The following is a 24,797-nucleotide window of genomic DNA, read 5'->3' on the forward strand; positions in this document are numbered from 1 at the left end:
AGACCTTGGCGTAGGAAATTTCTCAGTCAAACGCCCCCGCGTCGAAGGGTACATCCCTGTGCGCGCGGGCGTTGAATCGTGTTCAGGTCAAGGTTGGCCAGGGTGCGGCGCAGGGTAATCGGCCGTTACGTCCAGTGCTTTGGCGTAGGGCCCATCCCACAACTGCTCATGCAATTGGCCTATACGCTTGGCCATCGCTTCGCTGTGCATGACCACCTCCAGGTTGCGCGAATTATCCAGATAACCGCCCAGCCAATTGCTGGTGCCGACCCAGGCTACTTGCCCGTCGATCTCCAGGGTCTTGCTGTGGATCACCCGTGCGTAGGGGATAAACCCTTGCTTGGCCTGGGGCAGGGTGACGATCTTGATCTGCACGTTGGGCAGCACCGCGAGGCTTTTCAAATAGGGCAGTTCCAGCGCATCGGTGTTCCAGTTGGACACCATCAGCTTGATCGACACCCCGCGTGCGGCGGCGGCACGCACCGCGTTGTCGATCACCGCATAGTAGGGCCGGGTTTTATCCGGGCCGTAGGACAGCGGCGCGTAGTCCAGCAGTTGCACGCGCACTTCGTGCTTGGCTTCGCCGAGCAGGCGCGGCAGTTCGAGTTGGGAGTCGCCCACCCCGGGCGGGTTGTAGCGTTGCGGGCTGGCCACCAGGTAATTGCCGCTGCGCGCAGGCGCCTGGCCGGCCATCGGCAGCGGTACCGGGCTGTGTGCGCTCAGCGCCGCCTGGGCTTGCCAGTCCTGATCGAAAATCGCCTGGACCTGGCCGACCACCGTGGCGTCGGTGATGCGCAGCCCGGTTTCGTGGATATGTTCCAGGGACCGCCAGTCGAAATTCTGGCTGCCGACAAACGCCTGCTGCCCATCCACCACCATGTATTTGGCGTGGATGATGCCGCCACTCAGTTGCGCGTAGGGCAGCACGCGCAAGGTCAGGTTGGGAATCGCGCGCAGGCGTTCCAGGGTGGAGGCTTCTGATAGGCGAATGCCTTTTTCCTCCAGCAGGAAGCGAATTTTCACGCCGCGTTTACCGGCGGCCTCCAGGCGCTCGATCACCCGCTCCAGTACCGAGCCTGGATGGTCGGCGGCATAAAACTGGCCGATGTCGATCGTGCTTTTGGCGCCATCGAACAGCTCGATCCATACCGGGCCCGGCTGGCGTAGATCGGCGCTCGCCAGGTCGGTATCCAGCGGCACGGTGTGTACCAGTTCAAACCCCGGAATTGAAAAGTCCGCCTGGGCCAGCGGACTGAGCAGCAAGCCGGCGAGACCGGCGATACGGCATTTCATCGATAGGGACATAGGCATCTCGTCAGGGAAAAAGACAGGGCGGGCGCCTCACGCGCCCGCCCTGACAGTCATGCCGTGCGGCTGTGCAACGAGGTCGGCACCAGGTGCGGCACTTCGCCTTGCACGCGGGCCCCGGTGGCAGCGCGGATCAGCAGGATCTTCAACTGATCGTTGATGCGTTCCAGGCTGTCCTGGAAGAAGTTGTGGAACACCACGCAGAACAGCGCGATGGCGATCCCCAGGCCCGTCGCGAACAACGCGGTGCCGATACCGCCGGAAATCTGCCCAGGGTCGGACACCCCCGCGCTGGCCAACGCCTTGAAGGTGTCGATGATGCCGAGGATGGTGCCGAGCAAGCCCAGCAACGGCGCGGCGGTGGTGATGGTTTCGATGATCCACAGGCTGCGGGCCAGTGGGGCGCGGGTGGTCAGGTACTGGGTTTCGATCACATCATCCAGGTCCTTGCGCGAACCCTGCGAGGCTTTCTGTGCCAGCACCGGCATCACCATGTTCAGCGGCAGGCTGTCGCGGCGGCTCAGGCTTTCCGGCAGGTCACGTTCGCTGTGTACGTGGGCGCCCAGCACCTCGGTCAAGGCACGGGCCTGGCGGCGCACATAGGCGAAGTAAATACCGCGCTCGATGGTGATAAAGATGGCGATGGCCATCGCGGCGTACATCACATAGAAGGTGATGTCGTGGAGCAGGTTCATGTTCATGTTCGATTACCTCGCCGTTAGAAATTGGCTTCCAGGGACACCGTCACGGTGCGTTCCAGGCCAACGATGTAGGCCGGGTCGCCGTCGCGGAAACCGCTGTAGCTGGCCGCGTTGGTCTTGGTGGTGTACACGCCGTCCAGGTACTTCTTGTCGAACAGGTTGTCGACGTTCAGGCGCAGGGTTGCGTCCTTCACCACTTTCTTGTCCACCGGCAGGTAGATACCGGCGCCGGCATTGAACACAGTGCGGCCGGAGATGGCTTCGTCGTTGGTCAGGTCACCGTAGAGCTTGCTGGTGTATTTGCCGCCGAAGGTGCCGTAGAAGCGTCCGTCGTCATACCCGATGTTGGCGGCCAGCATGTTTTTCGGCACGTTGGCGAACTGCTTGCCGCTGGTGGGCAACAGGATGGCTTTGCCCGCGTTGTACACGGTCAAGTCGTCCTGTTGCTCGGCCTTGGTATAGGTGTAGGAGGTGTAGTAGTTGAAGTGGTGGGGCAGCAGGCCGCTCCATTCCAGCTCCAGGCCGCTGTTGTTGACCGATCCGGCGTTGATGTCGGCGAAGTCGCCGTTGACGTCCTTGGACGAAACCTGGCGATCCTTGAACTGCATGTAGAACAAGGTGGCGGCCACGGTCATGTCGTCGCCGGTGAAGCGCCAGCCCAGCTCATGGTTCCAGCTGGTTTCCGGCTTGGAGTTGATCGAGTCCACGCCCTTGTCGTACAGCACGTAGTTCTGTGGGATACGCATGTTGCGCGACAGGCTGTAGAACAACTGGTCGCGTTCGTCGAGCTGGTACTTGAGGCCGGCGTTCGGCAGCAGCTTGTTGTAGGTCTGGTGACGTTTTTCCGGCTGCTCGGTGAGGCTGCCGTTGTTGGTGCCGTCGCGCTTGACGTTCATGTAGGCCAGGCCGGCCACCAGGGTCCAGTCCGGGTTGATGTACCAGGTGTCCTGGGCCCAGACTTTCTGCGCCGGCGTGACGGTGAAACGATCGCGGCCTTGCACGGTGTTGCCGTTCGCATCGACCACGGAAGTGCCGTCCGGCCAGGTATCGGTAGGCTTGCCGTTGCTCTTGAGCGCGATGAACGGTTGGGTCTGGCTTTGGCGCGCGCGCTCGTACCAGTAGCCGAATTGCAGGCTGTGATCGCCCAGGTCCCAGTTCAGTTTGGTGGTAATGCCGGGGCGCCAGGTCTGGGTGCGGGAGGGGCGGTAGTACACGCCGGTGGTCGAGGAACCGTCGGCATTGTATTGCGCGGCGGTGGGCAAGTTGCCCAGGTCGAAGACGCCGCCTGCGTTTGAGCCGCGGTTCAGCGCGTAGCTCGACGAGTTGACGCCGCTGCCGTTACCCCAGAAGTAATACGGGATCACCGACAGGGCCAGGTTGTCGGCCAGTTTGAACTGGGTATTGAGCACGCCGGTAAAGGTCTGGAACGGGTTCTGCGCGAGGGCGTAGTAGCTGTTGAGCTTGCCGTTGCTGCCGACCGTCGGTGTGGCGGGGTAGGGGTCGAACTTGCGGCCGTTCTGCTGGAACTGCGATTTGGTCAGTTGGCTGTAGCTGTTGTTGTCCTGCTCGTGGTACTTGAGGATCAGGTTGGCGGTGTTGCCGTTGCCGGCGTCGAAGAAGCTGTTCCACTCGACCTTGTCCGCACGCACGGCGCCCGAGCCGCGCCACATCTGCCCTTCGGTATGGGACGCCGACAGCCAGTTGCTCAGGCCGTTGACCTCGCCGGTGTTGAGCCGGGCAAAGGTCTTGCGGGTGGCGTTGCTGCCGATGGTCTGTTTGACGAAGGCCCCGGTTTCCTTGGTGGGGCGAATGGTCACGATACCGATGTTGCCGCCGCTGGAACCGATGTGCGGGCCGTCGGCCTCCGACGAGCCTTGGGTGACGAAAATCTGGTCGATGTTTTCCGGGTCGCCCAACAGGTTGGAGTACAGCGCGTAGTTGCCGGAGTCGTTGATCGGCATGCCGTCCACCGACATCCCCACCTGGTCGGAGTTAAGCCCGCGCATGGTGAAGCGAAAACCCGACAGGCCGGTGGCATCTTCGCTGGAGATGTTCAGGCCCGGGGTGTACTTGAGCTTGTCGATGGCGTTGCCGGTGGCGGTTTGTTTATCCAGCGCTTCCTTGGTTATCGTGGAGCGCCCCTTGATGCTTTCTTCCTGCACCATGTAACCGCCACCGGCAGTGGCCTTGCCCTGTACGCCGATGGTGCCGACGTCGCTGTCGCCGGTGTCGGCCATGACCATGCCATGCCCCATGCTCGCGGCAACGAGTGCCAGATGAATCCGTGTGAACCTCATCAGTGTCGTCCTAGTGTCGGGTGCTTATTGCACGCTGTAGTTGAAGGTGGCGGTGAAGCGCTGCTCGTTGCGCCCCCCGAAGGCTTGCTCGGGGAACGGCTTGACCTGCTTGATACGCCGCAGGCTGTTGGCGGCGGCCCGGTTGAGCAACATGCTCGAGGCCGGGGTCTGCACGCCGGAGTCGAGTACCCGACCCTGGCGGTCCACCAGCAGCCAGACCACCACGTCGCCACTTGGGCGTTCGAGGGAGGCCTGGCGTCCGGTGGGGTATTGCTTGTAAGTGTCCAGCTCGTTACGCAAACCCTTGAGGTAACCGCCCTCCAGGGCCTGACCGTCGACCTTGGGCGGTGCGGGCGTGGCCGGAGTCGGCGCAGCCTGGGCGACCGCCGCGGGCGCGGGTTTGGCCGCCACCGGGGGCGGTGTCGGCGTGGGTTTGGCGACCACGGGCTTGGGCACCGGCTTGGGCTTGGGTTCAGGTTTCGGCAACGGCTTGGGCGGTGGCGGGGGCGGTGGTGGAGGGGCCGGCTCGGCCTCTTCATCCTCGATCACCGGCGGTGGCGGTGCTTGCTCCACCACGGGTGGCGGCACCACCTCGGGCTCCGGCTCGACCAATGCCAACTCGACCGCCGACTCGTCGTACACCGGTTCGACCTTCAACGTCTGGGACTGGATACCCAGTGCAATCAGCACCAGGGCGATCAGGGCCGGGACACTGCCCAGCAGCCGACGCGCACGAAACAGGACATACATGATCAGGACTTACGCGTGGCGATGGACACGGAGGTAAAGCCACCCAGACGCAGGGTGTCCATCACCTCCACCAGGCGCGAAACCTCCACGCCCTTGTCGCTGTTGACGATGATCGTCGACTTGGTATCCGGCTTTTCAGCCGCCTTCAGCGCCGGTACCAGAGCGTCGACCGTGAGGTCCTTGCCATCCAGTTGCAACTGGCCTTCCAGGCCCAGGGTGAGGATGAATTTGTTCTGCGGCTTGAGCTGCTGCGAACTGCTGGCGCTGGGCAGTTGAGTCTTCATGCCGAGTGCCGGAATCACGTTCAGACTCACGAGTACGAAAAACACCAGGAGGAACATCATCACGTCGATCATCGGGATCAGTTCGATGTGTGCCTTGCGTTTTTTCGGTTCGTCCCAGGTTCTCATTCCGCTACCCCGTTATTGAATTAGGGGCGACACGCTAACAACGAAAAATGACCGAACGGTTAACTTTAATTTACGTTTTGACGTGTCTAGGACGTGTCTTACAGATCGGTTTCCGGTCAATTTCACGACGTAATGAAACTGAAACGCCGGGGGTACATTCTCGAAAAATTTACACCGAGAGCCGTCTTGTATGAGTCAGTCATTGCCGCATTTGTTGACTTCGCGTTTGCTGTTGCGGGCGCTGGAAAGCGACCAGGCCGCGGTACTTTCCAGCCTCGCCAACGGGCCGAAGATTGCTGACAACACGGCCAACATTCCATCGCCCTATACCCTGGAAACGGCCCGGACGTTTATTGACGGGATGCAAGACAAATACCGCGCCGGCAACCTGTTGAGCCTGGGCATGCACCTGCGCGAAACCGGCGAATTGATCGGCATCGTCAGTCTGCGTCTCAATGCGCGTCACCACTACGGGCACCTGGGCGGATGGGTGGCGGCGCACTGTCGCAACCAGGGCTATGCCGCCGAGGCAGCGCGTGCGGTGATGGACTTCGGGTTCGCCGAACTGGGCCTGTACCGAGTGGGCAGCCAATGCTTTGCCCGCAACAAGGAGTCGGCGCGGGTCATGGAGAAAATCGGCCTGCTGTACGAAGGCTGTATGCGCGCCGCGTTTCTCAAGAATGGGGTGTATGAGGACTTGCTCGGGTTTGCGACCGTGCGCAATGACTGGGAGCGCCGGGCGTGAGTCGCGCGGTTGACCATGATCGGCGCCGGGTACTGGCCGGGCTGGCGCTGGCCACCACCTTTTCGATCCTCAGCCCGTTTGCCCGCAGTGCGGGGATCGATTATCCGTTCACGTTGGGCGTGGCCTCGGGTGATCCGTTGCCGGATGGTTTCGTGATCTGGACGCGCCTGGCGCCGTTGTTCAATGCGGCGGACGGTCGCGGCGGGTTGGCGCGTGCGGTGCCGGTGCGTTGGCGGGTCGCCAGCGATGCGGGGATGACGCGCATTGTGAGGCAGGGTGAGGTGATGGCGAGTGAGCGCTTTGCCCACTCCGTGCATGTGGAGGTCGCGGGGCTGGAAGCCGGCAGGCCGTATTGGTATCAGTTCGAAGGGCTGGGGGCGCAGAGTGCGGTCGGGCAGTCGCGTACCGCGCCGGCTTTGCATGCCCTGGCGACGGCGCGCTTGGGGTTCGTGTCGTGCTCCCACTGGGAACGCGGATACTTCAGTGCCTATCGTCACCTGGCGGCGGAGCAGCCGGACCTGGTGTTTTTCCTCGGTGACTATATCTACGACAATTCCTACGCGGCCGATTCGGGAAAAGTCATTCGTTCCCACCGCAGCGGCAACGCGCTGACCCTGAGCGACTATCGCAACCGCTATGCGCTGTACAAGACCGATCCGGATCTCCAGGCCTTGCACGCGGCGGCGCCCAGCGTGGCGACCTGGGACGATCACGAGGTGCAGAACGACTATGCCAACCGCTGGTCCCAGGACCCGAAGGTTGCCGTGGCGCAGTTTCTCAAGCAGCGGGCGGCGGCGTATCAGGCCTATTACGAGCATATGCCGCTGCGCGTGAGCAGCCTGCCCAACGGGCCGGATATGCGCGTTTATCGGCGCCTGGACTACGGCCGCCTGGCACGTTTCCATGTGCTCGACGGTCGACAGTATCGCTCCGAGCAACCGTGCATTCAGGCCAACGGCAGCCATCAGGGCCACATCGCCGCCAACACCTGCAGCGACTTGCGCGACCCCGCTCGCACCATGCTCGGTTGGCAGCAGGAGGCCTGGCTGGACCAGGGGTTTGCCCAGTCGAAAGCGCAATGGAACGTGATCGCCCAGGACTTGCTGGTGGCGCCGCTGCTGCAGCGCGACCTGACCCAGCACACGCTGGGCCATTGGACCGATGGTTGGGATGGCTACATGGCGAACCGTTCACGGATGCTCGCGTCCATCGCGCGCCACCAGCTCAACAACCCGGTGTTCTGGGGCGGCGATATACATTCATTCTGGGCCACCGATTTGCATGCCGATGCCAACAACCCGGACTCGCCCGTGCTCGCCACCGAGTTCGTCGGCACCTCGGTGACCTCCGATGGGCCGCCTTACGACGCCTTCACCCAGATGCTGCCGCAGAATCCCCATGTGAAGTTTTTCGACAGCCGCCAGCGCGGGTATGTATCGGTGACGCTAGATGCCCAGCGCATGCTCACGGACTTTCGTGTGATTACCGATCCGCGTGACCCGGCCGCCACGGTGTCGACGCTCAAGTCGTTCGTGGTGGAACCGGGGCGGGCCGGGGCGATCGCGGTTTAATCCAGGCTGTAGCGTACCGACAGCGTGCCCTTTTTCTCCGCCACGGCCAGGATCGTCACCTGGCCCAATTCGCCCAACGCCTGCACATGCGTGCCACCACAGGCATACGCGGGCAACTCGCCGAAGCCGACTTCGCGGATGCCGTCTTCCAGGCGCATCTGACGCGGGTAGTCGGCGGCGATCCAGTGGTCGAGCTGTTGTTGAAGCGTGTCGGCCTCCATGGCTTGTGCGCTTTCGCCGCGGATAAAGGTGATCTTGCCTTCGCCCGGCCAGTGGTGGGCCTTGATCGGCATCCAGCCCAACGCCTCGCCGGCGTTGCCGATCAGGTGTCCGGCGGAATGCAGGCGGGTGTGCAAGGCACGGCGTGGTGCATCGACCCGTGCGTTGATCGGGCCCGGTTCTACGGGCTGGTCGAGGTAATGCACCACGCGCTCCGCCTCCTGGGTCACCCGCAGCACCCGGCTGTCGCCCAGCCAGCCGGTGTCGAATGGCTGGCCGCCGCCCTGGGGGTGGAAAATCGTCGACTGCAGCGTGACCGCAAACTGCTCTTCGTGGGCGGTGCAGCTCAGCACTTCAAGCTCGGCGGTCAGGTGGTCGTGGGTGAAAAACAGGCGCTCGGTCATCGTCTACATCCGCATCAAGGTTCTGCGGGCAGTATAAATAGTGCGCAGATGGGTGATAATCCGTTCAATTATCAATGGACTTGTGCGTCATGAGCATCAATCTTCCTTTGCCGCTGCTGGGTGAAATGGCGATTTTCGTCAAAGTGGTGGAAGCCGGCAGTTTTTCTGCGGCAGCGCGACAACTGAGCGTGTCGCCTTCGGCGGTGAGCCGCAGCATCTCGCGTCTCGAACAGGCGTTGGCCACGCGCCTGCTGCAACGCACCACGCGCAAACTGCGTTTGAGCGAGGGCGGCGAAGAGGTGTTCAAGCGTTGCCAGGAGATGGTCAACGCGGCGCGCTCGGTGATGGAAATCAGCGGCCAGTTCACCCACGAGGCCGAGGGCCTGGTGCGGGTCAGCGTGCCCAAGGCGGTGGGGCGGTTCGTGGTGCATCCGTATATGCCGGAATTTCTGCGGCGCTATCCCAAGGTCGATGTGCAACTGATCCTCGAGGACCGGCAGGTGGACCTGATCGATGACAACGTCGACCTGAGTATCCGTATCACCGACAGCCCGCCGCCGGGCCTGGTGGGGCGGCAATTACTGCCCATAGAACACGTGTTGTGCGCGACGCCGCAGTACCTCGCCGAGCATGGCACGCCGAGTCATCCCCATGATCTGCTGGCGCACAGTTGCATCTACCTGGGCGAAACCCCGGGGGACTCGCGCTGGAAGTTTCGCCGGGCGGGCAAGGCGGTCACGGTGGGCGTGCGGGGGCGGTATGCGGCGAACCACACCGGCGTGCGCCTGGATGCGGTGTTGCAGCATGTGGGGATTGGCAGCTTGCCGTATTTCACGGCGCGGCATGCGTTGGATGAGGGGCGCCTGGTGCAGGTGTTGCCTGAGTGGGATTTTATTGCGTCCTACCATGGCGAGGCCTGGCTGCTGCACTCGCCGACGCGGTACCTGCCGCCGAAGGTGCGGGTGTTCATTGATTACCTGGTGGCGTGTATGGCCACCGAGCCGACGCTGCGCCGACGGTAGTGTGGGAGGGGGCTTGCCCCCGATAGCGGTGGATCAGTCATGCATGTATTGGCTGACACACCGCCATCGGGGGCAAGCCCCCTCCCACATTGAATGATCAGTGCTTGCTCTGGTCCTGCGGCATCGCCAGCAGCTGTTTTTCCTGGTTCCAGTCGAACGGTTCGTCGTTCTGTTCGGCTTCAAAGCGACGCTCTTCCAGGGCCTGGTACAGGTCCAGTTCTTCATCGGGCATGAAGTGCAGGCAATCGCCGCCGAAGAACCACAGCAGGTCGCGTGGCACCAGATGGGCGATTTGCGGGTAACGCAGGATGACCTGGCTCATCATGTCCTGGCCCAGGTACTGGCTCTCGGTAGTGTGGGAGGGGGCTTGCCCCCGATAGCGGTGGATCAGTCATGCATGTATTGGCTGACACACCGCCATCGGGGGTAAGTCCCCTCCCACATTGAATGATCAGTGCTTGCTCTGGTCCTGCGGCATCGCCAGCAGCTGTTTTTCCTGGTTCCAGTCGAACGGTTCGTCGTTCTGTTCGGCTTCAAAGCGACGCTCTTCCAGGGCCTGGTACAGGTCCAGTTCTTCATCGGGCATGAAGTGCAGGCAATCACCGCCGAAGAACCACAGCAGGTCGCGTGGCACCAGATGGGCGATTTGCGGGTAACGCAGGATGACCTGGCTCATCATGTCCTGGCCCAGGTACTGGCTCTCGATCGGATCGATCGGCAGCAGGGCGCGCAGTTCATCGAAACGCTCCAGGAACAGCAGGTGGCTTTCCTCGGGCACCTGTTCGGCTTCGCCGACGGCAACCAGGATGCTGCGCAGGTGGTCGAGCAAGACGAGATGATCGGCAACGACGTTGGACACGAGATAAGTCCTCAAAGCAAAAACGGGCGCGAGAGTATATAGCTCAAGCGCCCGTAATTATATGGCCTGGGGGATCAGCGGACTTTACCCGCGGCCTGGGCCAGTTCTTCCTTGCTGAAATCATCCACGTCGATCACCTTGCGCCGTGCCGCTTCGGCTTCACGCAGGGTTTGCGCCTCGGCCGGTTGCAGCACCCCGGCGTGCAGTGCGGCGTCGATGGCCGGTTCGCCGGCAGCCGGTTTGACCTGGCCGCTTTTGAGGGCCGCATGCAGTTTTTTCTGCAGCGGATGGCTGGCGGCGAGCAGGTCGCAGGCATGTTGCAGGGCGCCCACCGGGTCTTGCGCCGATTGCGGGCGGTAGCAGCCAGCCAGCAGTTCTTCGAGGGTCGGATCGCCCTTGGCGCGACCGATCACCGCGGCCACTTCGGCATCCAGCGCATCGGACGGGCCGGTATGGCGACGGCCGAACGGGAACACGATGACCCGCAGCAGGCAACCGAGCAGCTTGTTCGGGAAGTTGCTCAGCAGTTCATCCAGCGCGCGTTCGGCTTCGCCCAGGCTTTCTTCCATGGCCCAGGTGAACAGCGGTTCCAGGTGGTCCGGCGAATCCAGGTCGTGATAACGCTTGAGCGCCGCCGAAGCCAGGTACATATGGCTCAGCACATCGCCCAGGCGTGCCGACAGGCGTTCGCGGCGTTTCAACTCGCCGCCCAGCAGCATCATGCTCAGGTCGGCGAGCAGGGCGAACGCCGCAGCTTGGCGGTTCAGCGCGCGGAAGTAAGCCTGGCTCAAGCGGTTGCCGGGGGCTTTTTCGAAGTGGCCGAGACCCAGGTTGAGCACCAGGGTGCTGGCGGCGTTGCTCACGGCAAAGCCGATGTGCTGCATCAGCAGGCTATCGAATTCCTTGAGCGCCTGGTCGTGGTCTTCGCGGCCGGCCAGGGCCATTTCCTTGAGTACGAAGGGGTGGCAACGGATCGCGCCCTGGCCAAAGATCATCAGGTTGCGCGACAGGATATTTGCGCCTTCCACCGTGATGAAGATCGGCGCGCCTTGCCAACTGCGGCCCAGGTAGTTGTTCGGGCCCATGATGATGCCCTTGCCGCCGTGGACATCCATGGCGTGGCTGATGCATTCGCGGCCGCGCTCGGTCAGGTGGTACTTGAGGATCGCCGACAGCACCGAAGGTTTTTCACCGAGGTCCACCGCGTTGGCGGTGAGCATGCGCGCGCTGTCCATCAGCCAGGCGTTGCCGCCGATGCGGGCGAGGGCTTCCTGGATACCTTCGAAGGCCGCCAGCGGCACGTTGAACTGCTCGCGTACCTGGGCGTATTGGCCGGTCACCAGGCTGGTGAACTTGGCTGCGCCGGTGCCGACCGCCGGCAGGGAAATCGAGCGGCCCACCGACAGGCAGTTCATCAGCATCATCCAGCCTTTGCCGAGCATGTCCTGGCCACCGATCAGGTAGTCCAGGGGGATGAACACGTCCTTGCCGGAGTTGGGCCCGTTCATGAACGCGGCGCCCAGCGGCAGGTGACGACGGCCGATGTCAACGCCCGGCGTATCGGTGGGAATCAACGCGAGGCTGATGCCCAGGTCTTCTTCTTCGCCCAGCAAGTGGTCCGGGTCATGTGCCTTGAACGCCAGGCCGAGCAGGGTCGCGACCGGGCCCAGGGTGATGTAGCGTTTTTCCCAGTTCAGGCGCAGGCCGAGGGTTTCCTCGCCTTGCCATTGACCTTTGCAGATCACCCCGGTGTCGGGCATGGCGCCGGCGTCGGAGCCGGCCAGCGGGCCGGTCAGGGCGAAGCAGGGAATATCGTCGCCACGGGCCAGGCGCGGCAGGTAGTGGTTGCGTTGTTCATCGGTGCCGTAATGCAGCAGCAGCTCGGCCGGGCCGAGGGAGTTGGGGACCATCACGGTGGACGCCAGGTCGCCGCTGCGGGTCGCGAGTTTCATTGCCACCTGGGAGTGGGCATAGGCGGAGAAGCCTTTGCCGCCGTACTCCTTGGGAATGATCAGGGCGAAGAAACCATGGGTCTTGATGTGTTCCCAGGCGGCGGGCGGCAGGTCCATGGCCTGGCCGATTTGCCAGTCGCTGACCATCGCGCACAGTTCTTCGGTCGGCCCATCGATGAACGCCTGCTCTTCTTCGGTCAGGCGTGCCTTGGGGTAGGCCAGCAACGTGTTCCAGTCGGGGCGGCCGCTGAACAGCTCGCCGTCCCACCAGACGGTGCCGGCGTCGATGGCATCGCGCTCGGTCTCGGACATTGGCGGCAAGACCTTCTGAAACCAACTGAACAGCGGCTTGGTGAAGTATTCGCGGCGCAGGTCGGGCAGCAGCAGCGGCGCGGCCACGATGGCAATCAACACCCAGCAGATCAGCAGCAGCCAACCCGGTGCGTGGCTCCAGGCGCCCATCGCCAGCAGGTATACGGCGACCACGCCGAGGGCGGGCAGGGGCGCGGTGCGGCGGTGTGCCAGGTAGGCAATGCCGACCACCAGAACCAGTATCCACAACAACATATTCAATCCTCCGTGAAACCAGGGGCGAAACCACCGTTGAGCTTAGTCGGCATCCGAGAAAGCGCGGTGATCAGGGTGTGGCGAGTTGTACTGGAAGCACCTTGGGATCACCGATCACCAGGCGCCGACATTTGGCCGAATCGTCGTTATCGCTGTGGCGGACCTGTCGTTAGACTCCAGGCTTCCCCCGGAGATCAAACCCATGGAAACGTACCTGAATCCCAGCCGCTTCATCGATAGTGACCACCCTGCGGTGGTGGAGTTCGCCGAAAAACATCGCGGTTCCAGCGCGGATTCAGGTGACCAGGCAGTCAGTCTTTATTACGCCGTGCGTGAGGCGGTGCGCTACAACCCCTATACCTTCAGCCGCGACCCCAACACCCTGAACGCCAGCTTCGCCCTGGCTGCCGGCCAGAGCTACTGCGTGCCCAAGGCCACCTTGCTCGCCGCCTGCGCACGGCACTGCGGGATTGCGGCGCGCATCGGCCTGGCGGATGTGCGCAATCACCTGTCGACGCCACGCCTGATCGCGCTGCTCAAAAGCGATGTATTCGCCATGCACGGTTATACCGAGCTGTACCTGAACGGGCGCTGGGTCAAAGCCACGCCGGCGTTCAACCAGCAATTGTGCGAGCTGTTCGATGTGCCGCCGCTGGCGTTCGATGGGATCAACGACAGTGTGTTCCACGCCTTCAATCGCCAGGGCAAGCGCTCGATGGAGTACGTGGTGGACCATGGGCAATTTGCGGATGTGCCCGAAGATTTCTTCTTTGCCCACCTGGAGAAATGTTACCCGCACCTGTTTGGCGAGCAGATGCCGAGCGTGCTGGGTGACATGCAGGACGATTTAAGCCGCCCGTGAACCGGCGTATGCTGCTGCGTTCATCAAGCCATGTTCATCAACAATAAGGCGCGGTCATGCTGAAGATCTGGGGGCGTAAAAATTCATCGAACGTCAGGAAAGTCCTGTGGTGCGCCGAGGAACTCGGCCTGGACTATGAGGCCATCGATGCGGGCGGGGCGTTTGGCGTGGTGGACACGCCGCAATACCGCGCATTGAACCCGAACGGCCGGGTGCCGATGATCGAAGACGGCGACTTCGTGCTGTGGGAATCCAACACCATCGTGCGTTACCTCTGCGCCAAGCAGGCGTCGAACTGGTACCCGAGCGACGTGAAGGCGCGGGCCAGTGCCGAAAAATGGATGGACTGGACCACCTCGACCCTCGCCGAGCCGTTCAAGGCGGTGTTCTGGGGCGTGGTACGCACCCCGGCGGAAAAACAGAACTGGGACAGCATCAACGCCGGGCGCCAGGCCTGCATCGATGCACTCGGCACCGTGGAGAAGGCGCTCGCCGAACAGCCCTACCTGTCGGGCGACGCCATCGGCATGGGCGATATCCCCTTGGGCTGCTTTGTTTACGCCTGGTTTGAAATGCCCATCGAACGCCCGGCCATGCCCCACCTGGAGGCTTGGTACCAACGCCTGCAACAGCGCCCGGCGTACCGCAAAGCGGTGATGACCGCGTTGACCTGATACTGACTATTAATACAGGTGACTGTACTTGTGCGGCGCGGGCAAGCACCATGTTTGTCATGCGCCGCCGTTGAACGATGCACGGTGTGCCCTCATCTATTGTCCCTATTCCCTTCTTTGGTGCGTATTCCGCTATGAGTTCCGCTCTGTCCATCCGGCAGCTAACCAAAACCTACGGCAACGGTTTCCAGGCCCTGAGTGGTATCGATCTGGACGTTGCCGAAGGTGATTTCTTCGCCTTGCTCGGCCCCAATGGCGCCGGCAAATCCACCACCATTGGCATTCTCTCGACCCTGGTCAACAAGACCAGCGGCACGGTGAATATCTTCGGCCATGACCTGGACAAATCCCCGGCGGCGCTCAAGCGTTGCATCGGCGTGGTGCCCCAGGAATTCAACTTCAACCAGTTCGAAAAGACCTTCGACATCGTCGTGACCCAGGCCGGCTACTACGGCATCCCGTCGAAAGTCGCCAAGGAACGCGCCGAGCAGTACCTGACCCAACTGGGCCTGTGGGACAAGCGCGACGTGCCTTCGCGTTCGCTCTCCGGCGGCATGAAGCGACGCTTGATGATCGCCCGCGCGCTGGTCCACGAACCGCGCCTGCTGATCCTCGATGAGCCCACCGCGGGGGTGGACATTGAACTGCGTCGCTCGATGTGGACCTTCCTCACCGAGCTGAACCAGAAAGGCATCACCATCATCCTCACCACCCATTACCTGGAAGAGGCTGAGCAACTGTGCCGCAACATCGGCATCATCGACCACGGCACCATTGTCGAGAACACCAGCATGCGCAACCTGCTGGGCCAGTTGCATGTGGAAACCTTCCTGCTCGACCTGAAGACCGAACGGTCGGCGCCGCCGCAATTGCTCGGCTACCCATGCCGCCTGGTGGACAGCCGCACCCTGGAAGTCCAGGTGGATAAAGCCATGGGCATCACCGCGCTGTTCGGCCAATTGGCGACCCAGCACATCGAAGTGCTGAGCCTGCGTAACAAAACCAATCGCCTTGAGGAGTTGTTCGTGTCCCTGGTGGAAAAAAACCTGGCGAAGGTGGCGGTATGAATTCTGAACTGCAACCCAACCTCATCGCCCTGCAAACCATCGTCTACCGCGAAGTGAAACGCTTTACCCGGATCTGGCCGCAGACCCTGCTGCCGCCGGCGATCACCATGGTCCTGTACTTCGTGATCTTCGGTAACCTGATCGGCCGGCAGATCGGCGGCATGGGCGGTTTCACCTACATGGAGTACATCGTGCCGGGCCTGATCATGATGTCGGTGATCACCAACTCCTACGGCAACGTGGTGTCGAGTTTCTTCGGCAGCAAGTTCCAGCGCTCCATCGAAGAACTGATGGTTTCGCCGGTGTCGCCGCACACCATTCTGATCGGCTACACCTTGGGCGGCGTGCTGCGTGGCTTGATGGTCGGCGTGATCGTGACCTTGTTGTCGTTGTTCTTCACCCAACTGCAAGTGCATCACCTCGGCATCACCCTGGTGGTGGTGGTGCTGACGGCGACGATCTTCTCGCTGCTGGGCTTCATCAACGCGGTGTTTGCCCGCAACTTCGATGACATTTCGATCATCCCGACCTTCGTGCTGACGCCGCTGACCTACCTGGGCGGGGTGTTCTACTCCATTACCTTGCTGCCGCCGTTCTGGCAGACCGTGTCGCTGGCCAACCCGGTGCTGCACATGGTCAACGCCTTCCGCTACGGCATCCTGGGCGTGTCGGATATCCGGATCAGCGTGGCGATCACCTTCATGGTCGTGGCCACGGCGGTGTTGTACATCGGTTGCGCGCGGTTGCTGGTGAGCGGGCGCGGGATGCGGACGTAACGCCGGATTACACGCCGTAAAAAATGTGGGAGCGGGCCCCGTTCCCACATTGGTTTCTGAATAACGTTTTTACCCTTGCAGCGCCAACTCGATCAGCGCGTGCAGCTCATCCACCGCCAGTGGCGCGGGGGAGAACAGAATGCGAAACACCGTCGGCGCCGCCAGCAGGTTGATCAGGCGGTCCGCGCTCGGCGGTGGCGGCGTGGCGTTCGGGTAGCGCTCGACGATCGTTTGAAGCTGCCCGCTCAGGATGCTCACGCAATACCCTGGCGTCTGGCTGGATTGCACATCGCGCATCATGTTGCGCCCCGGCTCCGAACTCATCTCATCCAGGTATTGCTCGGCCCACGCCCGCAGGTCGCCGCGCAGGCTGCCGGTGTTGGCCGGCTCGCTGTCCGGGCGCATGCGCGCCAGGGCCACATCGGCGAGCAACACCGAGAGGTCGCCCCAGCGGCGGTAGATGGTCGACGGCGTGACGCCCGCGCGCGCCGCGATCATCGGTACGGTGACGCTGGACCGCTCATGGGTTTCCAGCAGTTCGCGCACCGCCGAATGGACGGATTCTTGTACCCGGGCACTACGGCCCCCCGGGCGGAGGCCTTCTTTTATCGCCATGCCTGTGACCTTAACACAAAGAATTTGCTTTAAGCGGCGAGCAGTAGCACACTCGACAAAAGCAAAATATTAGCTTTAGCGGAGCGTGCCCATGTCCAGCCTCACTTCTCATCGTTCCAGCCTGGTGTTCCTGGCGATCACCTTGCTGACGTTCCTGGCGGCCTCCAGCGCGCCGACGCCGTTGTATCACCTGTACCAGGAGGGCCTGCATTTTTCCTCGGGCATGCTCACACTGATCTTCGGGGTCTACGCCTTGAGCTTGCTGGCCGCGCTGTTGACCGTGGGCTCGCTGTCGGATCACCTGGGGCGCAAGCCGGTGATTTTTGCCGCACTGGCCCTGAATATGCTGGCGATGCTGCTGTTTATCAATGAGAGCAGCGTGGCCTGGCTGATCGCCGCACGGACGCTGCAGGGTTTCGCCACCGGCATGGCCACCGCGGTATTGGGCGCGGCCCTGCTCGACACCGACCGCCAACAGGGGCCGCTGGTCAATAGCGTCGCGCCCTTGCTGGGCATGGCTTGTGGCGCGATGGGCAGCAGCCTGCTGGTGGAATTCGCGCCGCTGCCCACCCAGTTGATCTACTGGACACTGCTCGCGCTGATGCTCGGGCAGGCCATGTATGTGTGGCGTTTACCGGAAACCGTCAGCCGCATCCCCGGCGCGCTGGCGTCATTGCGCCCGACCCTGCACGTGCCGCCGCAAGCGCGCCGGGCGTTGTGGCTGTCGTTGCCGGTGGACGTGGCGGTGTGGGCCATGGGCGGCTTCTATTTGTCCCTGGCGCCGTCGCTGGTACGGGCGGCGACCGGCTCGACCTCCAACCTGATCGGTGGCGGCCTGGTCGCGGTGTTGACCTTGAGCGGCGCGCTGATGATTTTCAGCCTGCGCAATCGCCCGGCCCACAAGGTCCTGCGGTTGGGCGCCAGCCTGCTGGCCGTTGGCGTGGCACTGATCCTCGCGGCGGTCCACAGCGCCAGCCTGCCGCTGTTTTTCATCGCCACGTTGATCGCCGGCAGTGGTTTTGGCGCGGGCTTTCTCGGGGCCTTGCGCAGTGTGGTGCCGCTGGCCTTGCCCCATGAGCGGGCGGGGTTGATGTCGGCGTTTTACGTGCTGAGCTACCTGGCGTTCTGCCTGCCGTCTTTGCTGGCGGGCAATCTGATCCGCAGTTTTGGCCTCATCGCCACCACGGACGGCTATGGTGTCGTGCTGATCATGCTGACCCTCGGCGCCCTGGCCGGGTTGCTGCGCCAGGATGCATTGCGGGTCGGGTGCAAGGGCAGCGTCTGACGCTATATTGGTAAAATAGATAACAGTTAGAGATATTACCCGTTATATAGATATGCGCTCAGGTTCTACCATGGCCCCAACCTCCTACGAGGAAGAGGATTGCCATCATGACCTGCTCGACCACCCTGAACTACAAACCCTTCAGCCACCTGGCCCGTCCTCGGGAAGTGATCCGCCAGTTCACCCCGAACTGGTTCGCCGCCACCATGGGCACCGGGGTGTTGGCGCTGGCGCTGGCGCAACTGCCGGTCAATCTGCCCGGCATGTACGCCATCGCCGAAGGGTTGTGGCTGTTCACCATCGGCCTGTTCATCCTGTTCAGCGCCTTGTATGCGGCGCGCTGGGTGATGTTTTTCGACGAAGCGCGACGGATCTTCGGGCACTCCACGGTATCGATGTTCTTCGGCACCATTCCCATGGGCCTGGCTACGCTGCTCAACGGTTTGCTGCTGTTCGGCCTGCCGCGCTGGGGTGCTGGCGTGGTGCCGCTGGCCGAAGCGCTGTGGTGGCTGGACGTGGCGATGGCAGTGGCCTGCGGTGTGCTGATTCCGTTCATGATGTTCACGCGCCAGGAACACAGCATCGACCAGATGACCGCCGTCTGGCTGTTGCCGGTGGTCGCCGCTGAAGTCGCCGCTGCCAGCGGTGGCTTGTTGGCGACGCACCTGGCGGATGCCCACGGGCAACTGGTGATGCTGGTGACCAGCTACGTGCTGTGGGCATTTTCCCTGCCGGTGGCGTTCAGCATTCTGACCATCCTGATGCTGCGCATGGCCCTGCATAAGCTGCCCCACGCCAACATGGCCGCGTCGAGCTGGCTGGCACTTGGCCCGATCGGCACCGGCGCCCTCGGTATGCTGCTGCTGGGCGGCGATGCACCGGCGATCTTCGCCGCCAATGGCTTGCCCACTGTCGGTGAAATCGCCTACGGTCTGGGCCTGATCGCCGGGATTACCCTGTGGGGCTTCGGTTTGTGGTGGATGCTGATCGCGGTGCTGATCACCCTGCGTTACCTGCGCGCCGGTATCCCGTTCAACCTGGGCTGGTGGGGCTTCACCTTTCCGTTGGGGGTCTACGCCCTGGCCACGTTGAAGCTGGCGAATGTGTTGCACCTGGGGTTCTTCAGCGTAGTGGGCGGCATGCTGGTGCTGGCGTTGGCGCTGATGTGGCTGGTCGTCGCCAAGCGCACCGTGCAGGGGGCCTATAAAGGTGAGCTTTTTGTTTCGCCGTGTATTGCAGGATTAGGGAATAAGTAAGCGGGATTAGGTAAAGTCGTGGCCTGAAAAAAAACCAGGCCACGCAGGAACACGGACGATGAGCCACCCCTCACAATTCACCTTGCTGCGCACACGGCGCTTTCTGCCGTTCTTCATTACCCAGTTACTGGGTGCCTTCAACGACAACATCTTCAAGCAATCGCTGATCCTGGCGATTCTCTACAAGTTGAGCATCGACGGTGACCGCGCCATCTGGGTCAACCTGTGCGCTTTGTTGTTTATCCTGCCGTTCTTCCTGTTCTCGGCGCTGGCCGGGCAGTTTGGCGAGAAATTCAACAAGGACGCGTTGATCCGCGCGATCAAGGTCGGCGAGATCGTGATCATGGCCGTCGGCGCCACCGGCTTTTTGTTCAATCATCTGGAACTGATGCTGCTGGCGTTGTTTGCCATGGGTACCCATTCCGCGCTGTTCGGCCCGGTGAAGTACTCGATCATGCCTCAGGCCCTGCGCGAGGATGAGCTGGTGGGTGGCAACGGCCTGGTGGAAATGGGCACGTTCCTGGCGATCCTCGCTGGCACCATCGGCGCCGGGATCATGATGTCGTCCGCCCATTACGCGCCGGTGGTGGCGGTGGCGATTGTCGGCGTAGCGCTGCTGGGTTACCTGGCCAGCCGCGGCATTCCGCGGGCGGCGGCGTCTTCGCCGCAACTGCGGCTGGACTGGAACATCTTCAGCCAGTCCTGGGCCACCTTGCGCCTGGGCCTGGGGCAGACCCCGGCGGTGTCGCGCTCGATCGTCGGCAACTCGTGGTTCTGGTTTGTCGGCGCGATCTACCTGACGCAGATCCCGGCCTACGCCAAGGAATGGTTGTACGGCGACGAAACCGTGGTGACCCTGATCCTCACGGTGTTCTCGGTGGGCATCGCGCTGGGCTCGATGCTCTGCGAAAAACTCTCCGGGCGTAAAGTGGAAATCGGCCTGGTGCCGTTTGGCTCCTTCGGCCTGACGGTGTTCGGTCTGCTGCTGTGGTGGCATTCCGGCGGCATGCCGCAGAACGTGCAGGCTAACGACTGGCTGGCGGTGCTCGGGTACGGCCAGGCCTGGTGGGTGTTGTTCGATATCCTCGGCCTGGGTGTGTTCGGCGGCTTCTATATCGTGCCGTTGTACGCACTGATCCAGTCGCGCACCGCCGAGAACGAACGGGCGCGGGTGATCGCCGCCAACAACATCCTCAACGCGCTGTTCATGGTGGTCTCGGCGATTGTGTCGATCCTGCTGCTGAGCGTGGCCAAGCTGTCGATTCCCGAGCTGTTCCTGGTGGTGTCGCTGCTCAACGTGGCGGTCAACGCCTACATCTTCAAGATCGTCCCCGAGTTCACCATGCGTTTCATGATCTGGCTGCTCAGCCATTCCATGTACCGCGTCGAGCATCGCAACCTGGAACTGATCCCGGACGAAGGCGCGGCCTTGCTGGTGTGCAACCACGTCTCGTTCGTCGATGCGCTGTTGATTGGTGGCGCGGTGCGTCGGCCGATTCGCTTTGTCATGTACTACAAGATCTACCGCTTGCCGGTGCTCAACTTCATCTTTCGCACCGCCGGGACGATTCCGATTGCCGGGCGTAATGAAGACATCCAGATCTACGAAAAAGCCTTCACACGAATTGCGCAGTACCTGAAGGACGGCGAGTTGGTGTGCATCTTCCCGGAAGGCAAGTTGACCAGTGATGGCGAGATGAACGAGTTCCGCGGTGGTGTGACGCGCATTCTGGAAGAGACGCCGGTGCCGGTGATTCCATTGGCGTTGCAGGGCTTGTGGGGGAGTTTTTTCAGCCGCGACCCTAACAAGGGCTTCTTTCATCGCATTTGGTCGCGCGTGACACTGGTGGTCGGCCAGCCGGTAACGGCGCAGGTAGCGACACCGTCGCACTTGCAGGGTTTGGTCGGGGAACTGCGGGGGGCGGTGAAGTAGCGAGCCGGGTTTACTCGGCATGCGTGCTGCTGGCGAGCGGTGTGGCGCCAGGATGTTCCGGCGTGACGCGGCTCCTTCATGCCCAGTCCGGTAATTTTTCACTCTATTGGAGGAACGTTTTCGGTCAGCACGCCACAGAGTTATCGTCTTCCTCTGCGTATGACGGGAGCTAACGATGGACTCAACTTCTACTTCTGCTTCTGCTGCTTCACCGCAGCCGCAGCTGGCTTACTCCGGCGAAGATCAAAAAGCCAACTCGGCCTATCGCGCGGCGAGTGATCCCGTCAGACAGGCCGCCCATGCGGCTCCGATCACTGCCAATGTGCCGTTTATGTACAACAATACTCATGGGCCATCCAGGGTGGAGATTGGTTCAGTCGAGGCTGGCCCGGTGACTTATGGCAGTGACTCCGATCTCCAGCGGCGTGCAAGGCAATCTGATGCTGCGCCGGCCGATTCATACTTCCAGAGCGCGCCCAGTCGTGAACAGGTTCGCGCCAAGGCCGAGGGCCGGCAAGGCAGTATTGATTTTGGCAGCCCTTCATCACCGTCTGCGCCGACCAAGGTCGACCCGGGTCGGGGATACCATGATGGCAATGTCAGCATTACTCGCGAACGTGGCACCTCGTCTCGTGCACAACGGAACCATGAGACCCTTCGCATCAAAACCGGCAATGGTGATGATTCTATCCATATCGAAGAAAGCCGGGACGGTGGGCTCCTCGCGCAGATCAATGGGAAGTCCTACGACATTCAACATCATGAAAATCCCGCAATCAAACAGGGCGTTGTGGTCGAAACCGGCGGGGGGAATGATGGCGTCAGCATCGGTTACGGGGGGAGTCGGGAAACGTTTATCTATGCCGGCGCGGGTAACGATACGGTTTACGCCGGGTCGGGCAAGACGAATGTGTTCGGCGGGGAGGGTTCTGACGTGATTAACCTGGGCAGCGGTGAAAGCTACGCCGAAGGTAATGATGGAAATGACTTTATCACCGGGGGCAGTGGCAATGCTGTGATTTACGGTGGCAAAGGCAGCGATGAATTGCGTGCAGGCGGAGGGCCAGATACCAAAACCAACTACGTGGATGGCGGGGAGGATAACGATCTGATTTATGGCGGAAGGGGGCACAACATTCTGCATGGCGGACCGGGCGATGACCATATCGTCGGGGGAGACAGCAATACTATTTATACCGGGAGGGGGCGGGATACTGTCCAGACAACCAATGAAAATGATCGTGTCTTCGGACGGCGAGGGGTCGACGATCTGAGCCAGCTCCGTTCCCAGTCAGGCTTTCGGGAAGTCGCCCCCCTTGACGTCGGTCATCGAGGGATCAAAGTCGAAGGAAGCCCGGAGTTCCGCCAGCGTGTAAATGATGACCTTGAGTTTCTCAGAGGCTCGCCGGTGGGGCAGAGGGTGCTTGCAAAAATCGATTCGCTTGAAGCACCTGTCAAGATCCGACAAGGGGCCGATGGTAGTTTCTATGACTACAGTGATCCAGGTCTCGGAGTTACGCGCAGCGATGAAGGCCGCCGTGCTGATTATGGCGACGGTTTTGTCAAAGACGGCGTTGCGGGCATACCTGCAACAGATCCGGTCCTGACGTATCAACCTAACTTCATTGTTCCGGGGGACCAACGGCCTCCGATCATTGTTCTGCAACATGAGCTCGCCCATGCGATCAATTTTGGTGAAGGCTCTGCGCTGACAGGTACGACTTTTTCAGGCACCAAAATGGTGGGCTACGACTCAAATGGCCGACCCCGGTTTATGCCGGTGTACGAGGATAATTTTGAGCGCCAGGCGGTCGGACTCTTCACCAGCCACGCCCCCTATAAATTCGACCCGAATCTGCCGGCCTCCACCTACAACGTCTGGCCCTTCACCGAAAACGCGCTGCTCTACGAGTTTGGTTTGCCATTACGCCAGCGCTATACGTAACCATGCGTCGATCGTTGCTGCGGGGGGAATTATGTAGGTGGGGGGCGAGACTGCGTGCCGGCAGAGGCTACGCGCTGATCTTGAGCCCCACCAACCCGGCGATGATCAACGCCACACTGGCCAGCCGGAACAGCGCCATGGATTCCCCGAACAGGATAATCCCGGCGATCACCGTGCCCACTGCACCCACGCCGGTCCAGATGGCGTAGGCGGTGCCCAGCGGCAATTCCTTCATGGCCAGCCCCAGCAGGCCGAGGCTGATGGCCATGGCGGCAATCGTCAGGGCGGTGGGCAGCGGCTTGCTAAAGCCGTCGGTGTATTTCAAGCCGACGGCCCAGCCGACTTCGAACAGCCCGGCGAAAACCAGAATGATCCAGGACATGATGACCTCCCTCTATAAAAGCGGGGTCGTCCCCTGATGTGTACGCGATAGCGTCGCGGGGTCGTCCCCGCGGCGTTCGGTAGAGTGCCGAAGATTGATCAAACGATCAAGTTTTCGCAGTGGCTTCCAGGGTGCGGCGGTCTTCCTTTTCGCTCATGCGGCGGAAGTACGTCGACAGCAGCGCCCCGGAAATATTGTGCCAGACACTGAACAGCGCACTCGGCACCGCGGCCAGCGGCGAAAAATGCGCGCTGGCCAGCGCGGCACCCAGCCCGGAGTTCTGCATGCCCACTTCCAACGCCAGCGACTTGCGTTGCGCCAACGGCAGCTTGAACAGGCGGCCGGTGAAATAGCCCAGCACGTAACCGAAGCTGTTGTGCAGCATCACCACGGCCATGATCAGCAGGCCCGACTCGGCGATCTTGGCCTGGCTGGCGGCCACCACGGCGGCGACGATGATCACGATGCTCACCACCGACACCAGCGGCAGCACCTCCACCGCATGGCGGACCCGCTCGCCGAGCACACGTTGCGCCACCACGCCAAGCACGATCGGCAACAGCACCACTTGCAGGATCGACCAGAACAATTCCATGAACGACACCGGCAGCCAGGCCGAAGCCAGCAGCCAGATCAGCGCCGGGGTCAGCAGTGGCGCGAGGAGGGTGGTGACGGCGGCGATCGCCACCGACAACGCCAGGTCGCCACGGGCCAGCCAGGTCATCACGTTGGACGAGGTGCCGCTTGGGCAGCAGCCGACGAGGATCACGCCGACGGCGATTTCGGGCGGCAGGTTGAAGGCCCGGCACAGCAACCAGGCCACGCCCGGCATGATCACAAAGTGCGCGACCACGCCCAGGGCCACGCGCCACGGATGGCGGGCGACTTCGGCGAAGTCTTCGAGTTTGAGGGTCAGCCCCATGCCGAACATCACCAGGCCCAGCAGCGGGACGATGGCGCTTTTCAAGCCGATGAACCAGCCGGGTTCGACGAAGGCCAGCACAGCAAAGATCAACACCCAGTAGGCGAAGGTATTGCCGACGAAGCGACTCAAGGCGGCGAGTGCGCGCATGGGGAAGTCCTTATTATTAGGTGTACGGAAAAACCATTGTAGGAGCGAGCTTGCTCGCGAAAATCGTCAACGATGACGCGGGCATTTTGAATGCACGCGGCGCGCTCAGGTTTTTCGCGAGCAAG

Annotated in this window: 22 protein-coding genes and 1 pseudogene; 11 read left to right on the forward strand and 12 right to left on the reverse strand. The window is 62.0% G+C overall.

Annotated elements, in window-relative coordinates; genetic code table 11:
• Nucleotides 1-87: 87 nt before the first annotated feature.
• The 5 genes from JN756_RS10035 to JN756_RS10055 are packed head-to-tail and all read right to left on the reverse strand — an operon-like array spanning nucleotide 88 to nucleotide 5,466.
• Entirely contained in the window at nucleotides 88-1,305 is a 1,218-nt protein-coding gene (locus tag JN756_RS10035) for a phospholipase D-like domain-containing protein (protein WP_201022069.1), read from the reverse strand.
• Nucleotides 1,306-1,361: 56 nt separating this feature from the next.
• Nucleotides 1,362-2,009 carry a MotA/TolQ/ExbB proton channel family protein gene (locus JN756_RS10040; protein ID WP_046384169.1) on the reverse strand — a complete coding sequence of 216 codons (648 nt, stop codon included), beginning with the start codon at nucleotides 2,007-2,009 and terminating at the stop codon, nucleotides 1,362-1,364.
• Nucleotides 2,010-2,026: 17 nt separating this feature from the next.
• Nucleotides 2,027-4,306 carry a TonB-dependent receptor gene (locus JN756_RS10045; RefSeq protein ID WP_046384168.1) on the reverse strand — a complete coding sequence of 760 codons (2,280 nt, stop codon included), beginning with the start codon at nucleotides 4,304-4,306 and terminating at the stop codon, nucleotides 2,027-2,029.
• 24 nt (nucleotides 4,307-4,330) lie between these two features.
• Nucleotides 4,331-5,056 (reverse strand): energy transducer TonB family protein, encoded by a 726-nt coding sequence (locus JN756_RS10050; protein ID WP_201022070.1) that lies wholly within the window; start codon nucleotides 5,054-5,056, stop codon nucleotides 4,331-4,333.
• Between the two features lie 2 nt (nucleotides 5,057-5,058).
• The gene (locus JN756_RS10055; RefSeq protein WP_005786670.1) at nucleotides 5,059-5,466 is read right to left on the reverse strand and encodes an ExbD/TolR family protein; all 408 of its coding nucleotides are present in this window, start codon (nucleotides 5,464-5,466) and stop codon (nucleotides 5,059-5,061) included.
• A gap of 190 nt (nucleotides 5,467-5,656) precedes the next feature.
• Here JN756_RS10055 and JN756_RS10060 point away from each other — a divergent pair, with 190 nt between their 5' ends.
• Both JN756_RS10060 and JN756_RS10065 read left to right on the forward strand, forming a co-directional pair.
• Complete coding sequence (locus tag JN756_RS10060) at nucleotides 5,657-6,211, forward strand: GNAT family N-acetyltransferase (RefSeq protein ID WP_079443194.1); 555 nt, start codon at nucleotides 5,657-5,659, stop codon at nucleotides 6,209-6,211.
• The gene (locus JN756_RS10065; protein ID WP_201022071.1) at nucleotides 6,208-7,782 is read left to right on the forward strand and encodes an alkaline phosphatase D family protein; all 1,575 of its coding nucleotides are present in this window, start codon (nucleotides 6,208-6,210) and stop codon (nucleotides 7,780-7,782) included. The genes JN756_RS10060 and JN756_RS10065 overlap by 4 nt, the downstream gene beginning before the upstream one ends.
• Here JN756_RS10065 and JN756_RS10070 read toward each other — a convergent pair.
• Nucleotides 7,779-8,405 carry an alanyl-tRNA editing protein gene (locus JN756_RS10070; protein WP_057005309.1) on the reverse strand — a complete coding sequence of 209 codons (627 nt, stop codon included), beginning with the start codon at nucleotides 8,403-8,405 and terminating at the stop codon, nucleotides 7,779-7,781. The genes JN756_RS10065 and JN756_RS10070 overlap by 4 nt on opposite strands.
• 89 nt (nucleotides 8,406-8,494) lie before the next feature.
• On the opposite strand from JN756_RS10070, the gene JN756_RS10075 reads away from it, so the two are divergent.
• Complete coding sequence (locus JN756_RS10075; RefSeq protein ID WP_046384163.1) at nucleotides 8,495-9,427, forward strand: LysR family transcriptional regulator; 933 nt, start codon at nucleotides 8,495-8,497, stop codon at nucleotides 9,425-9,427.
• Nucleotides 9,428-9,524: 97 nt separating this feature from the next.
• Here JN756_RS10075 and JN756_RS10080 read toward each other — a convergent pair.
• The 3 genes and pseudogenes from JN756_RS10080 to JN756_RS10090 form a co-directional block, all read right to left on the reverse strand.
• Nucleotides 9,525-9,791 (reverse strand): annotated as a pseudogene (locus JN756_RS10080) (PA2817 family protein); the annotation flags it as partial.
• Between the two features lie 87 nt (nucleotides 9,792-9,878).
• Entirely contained in the window at nucleotides 9,879-10,286 is a 408-nt protein-coding gene (locus tag JN756_RS10085) for a PA2817 family protein (RefSeq protein WP_017846829.1), read from the reverse strand.
• A 74-nt stretch (nucleotides 10,287-10,360) separates the two neighbouring features.
• Nucleotides 10,361-12,805: an acyl-CoA dehydrogenase gene (locus JN756_RS10090; protein ID WP_201022072.1), complete on the reverse strand. Its 2,445-nt coding sequence runs from the start codon at nucleotides 12,803-12,805 to the stop codon at nucleotides 10,361-10,363.
• Between the two features lie 202 nt (nucleotides 12,806-13,007).
• Between JN756_RS10090 and JN756_RS10095 the strand changes: the two genes are divergently transcribed.
• The 4 genes from JN756_RS10095 (at nucleotide 13,008) to JN756_RS10110 (ending at nucleotide 16,184) form a co-directional block, all read left to right on the forward strand.
• A complete protein-coding gene (locus JN756_RS10095) occupies nucleotides 13,008-13,667 on the forward strand; it encodes a transglutaminase-like domain-containing protein (RefSeq protein WP_046491106.1) in 660 nt (219 codons plus the stop codon).
• Nucleotides 13,668-13,723: 56 nt separating this feature from the next.
• Nucleotides 13,724-14,341 carry a glutathione S-transferase family protein gene (locus tag JN756_RS10100; RefSeq protein ID WP_017846832.1) on the forward strand — a complete coding sequence of 206 codons (618 nt, stop codon included), beginning with the start codon at nucleotides 13,724-13,726 and terminating at the stop codon, nucleotides 14,339-14,341.
• Between the two features lie 134 nt (nucleotides 14,342-14,475).
• Nucleotides 14,476-15,408, forward strand: coding sequence for an ABC transporter ATP-binding protein (locus JN756_RS10105; protein WP_017846833.1), 933 nt, complete (start codon nucleotides 14,476-14,478; stop codon nucleotides 15,406-15,408).
• Nucleotides 15,405-16,184, forward strand: a complete 780-nt coding sequence (locus JN756_RS10110) for an ABC transporter permease (protein WP_017846834.1) — start codon at nucleotides 15,405-15,407, stop codon at nucleotides 16,182-16,184. The genes JN756_RS10105 and JN756_RS10110 overlap by 4 nt, the downstream gene beginning before the upstream one ends.
• Nucleotides 16,185-16,253: 69 nt before the next feature.
• Here JN756_RS10110 and JN756_RS10115 read toward each other — a convergent pair whose 3' ends face one another.
• Nucleotides 16,254-16,799, reverse strand: coding sequence for a TetR/AcrR family transcriptional regulator (locus JN756_RS10115; RefSeq protein WP_177030702.1), 546 nt, complete (start codon nucleotides 16,797-16,799; stop codon nucleotides 16,254-16,256).
• Nucleotides 16,800-16,890: 91 nt separating this feature from the next.
• On the opposite strand from JN756_RS10115, the gene JN756_RS10120 reads away from it, so the two are divergent.
• The 4 genes from JN756_RS10120 (at nucleotide 16,891) to JN756_RS10135 (ending at nucleotide 23,218) form a co-directional block, all read left to right on the forward strand.
• Nucleotides 16,891-18,084, forward strand: coding sequence for an MFS transporter (locus tag JN756_RS10120; protein WP_046384159.1), 1,194 nt, complete (start codon nucleotides 16,891-16,893; stop codon nucleotides 18,082-18,084).
• Nucleotides 18,085-18,191: 107 nt separating this feature from the next.
• On the forward strand, nucleotides 18,192-19,340 hold the full coding sequence (locus JN756_RS10125; protein WP_057005847.1) for a TDT family transporter: 1,149 nt from the start codon (nucleotides 18,192-18,194) through the stop codon (nucleotides 19,338-19,340).
• A gap of 58 nt (nucleotides 19,341-19,398) precedes the next feature.
• The gene (locus JN756_RS10130; protein ID WP_057005846.1) at nucleotides 19,399-21,273 is read left to right on the forward strand and encodes an MFS transporter; all 1,875 of its coding nucleotides are present in this window, start codon (nucleotides 19,399-19,401) and stop codon (nucleotides 21,271-21,273) included.
• Between the two features lie 175 nt (nucleotides 21,274-21,448).
• Nucleotides 21,449-23,218 carry a M91 family zinc metallopeptidase gene (locus tag JN756_RS10135; RefSeq protein WP_201022073.1) on the forward strand — a complete coding sequence of 590 codons (1,770 nt, stop codon included), beginning with the start codon at nucleotides 21,449-21,451 and terminating at the stop codon, nucleotides 23,216-23,218.
• A 67-nt stretch (nucleotides 23,219-23,285) separates the two neighbouring features.
• Here JN756_RS10135 and sugE read toward each other — a convergent pair whose 3' ends face one another.
• Together sugE and JN756_RS10145 are read right to left on the reverse strand one after the other, a co-directional pair.
• Nucleotides 23,286-23,600, reverse strand: coding sequence for a quaternary ammonium compound efflux SMR transporter SugE (sugE, locus tag JN756_RS10140; protein WP_017846842.1), 315 nt, complete (start codon nucleotides 23,598-23,600; stop codon nucleotides 23,286-23,288).
• A 106-nt stretch (nucleotides 23,601-23,706) separates the two neighbouring features.
• A complete protein-coding gene (locus JN756_RS10145; protein WP_017846843.1) occupies nucleotides 23,707-24,672 on the reverse strand; it encodes a bile acid:sodium symporter family protein in 966 nt (321 codons plus the stop codon).
• Nucleotides 24,673-24,797: the final 125 nt, after the last annotated feature.

It is taken from the genome of Pseudomonas sp. Y39-6 (genome assembly GCF_023651955.1).
GTDB lineage: Bacteria > Pseudomonadota > Gammaproteobacteria > Pseudomonadales > Pseudomonadaceae > Aquipseudomonas > Aquipseudomonas veronii.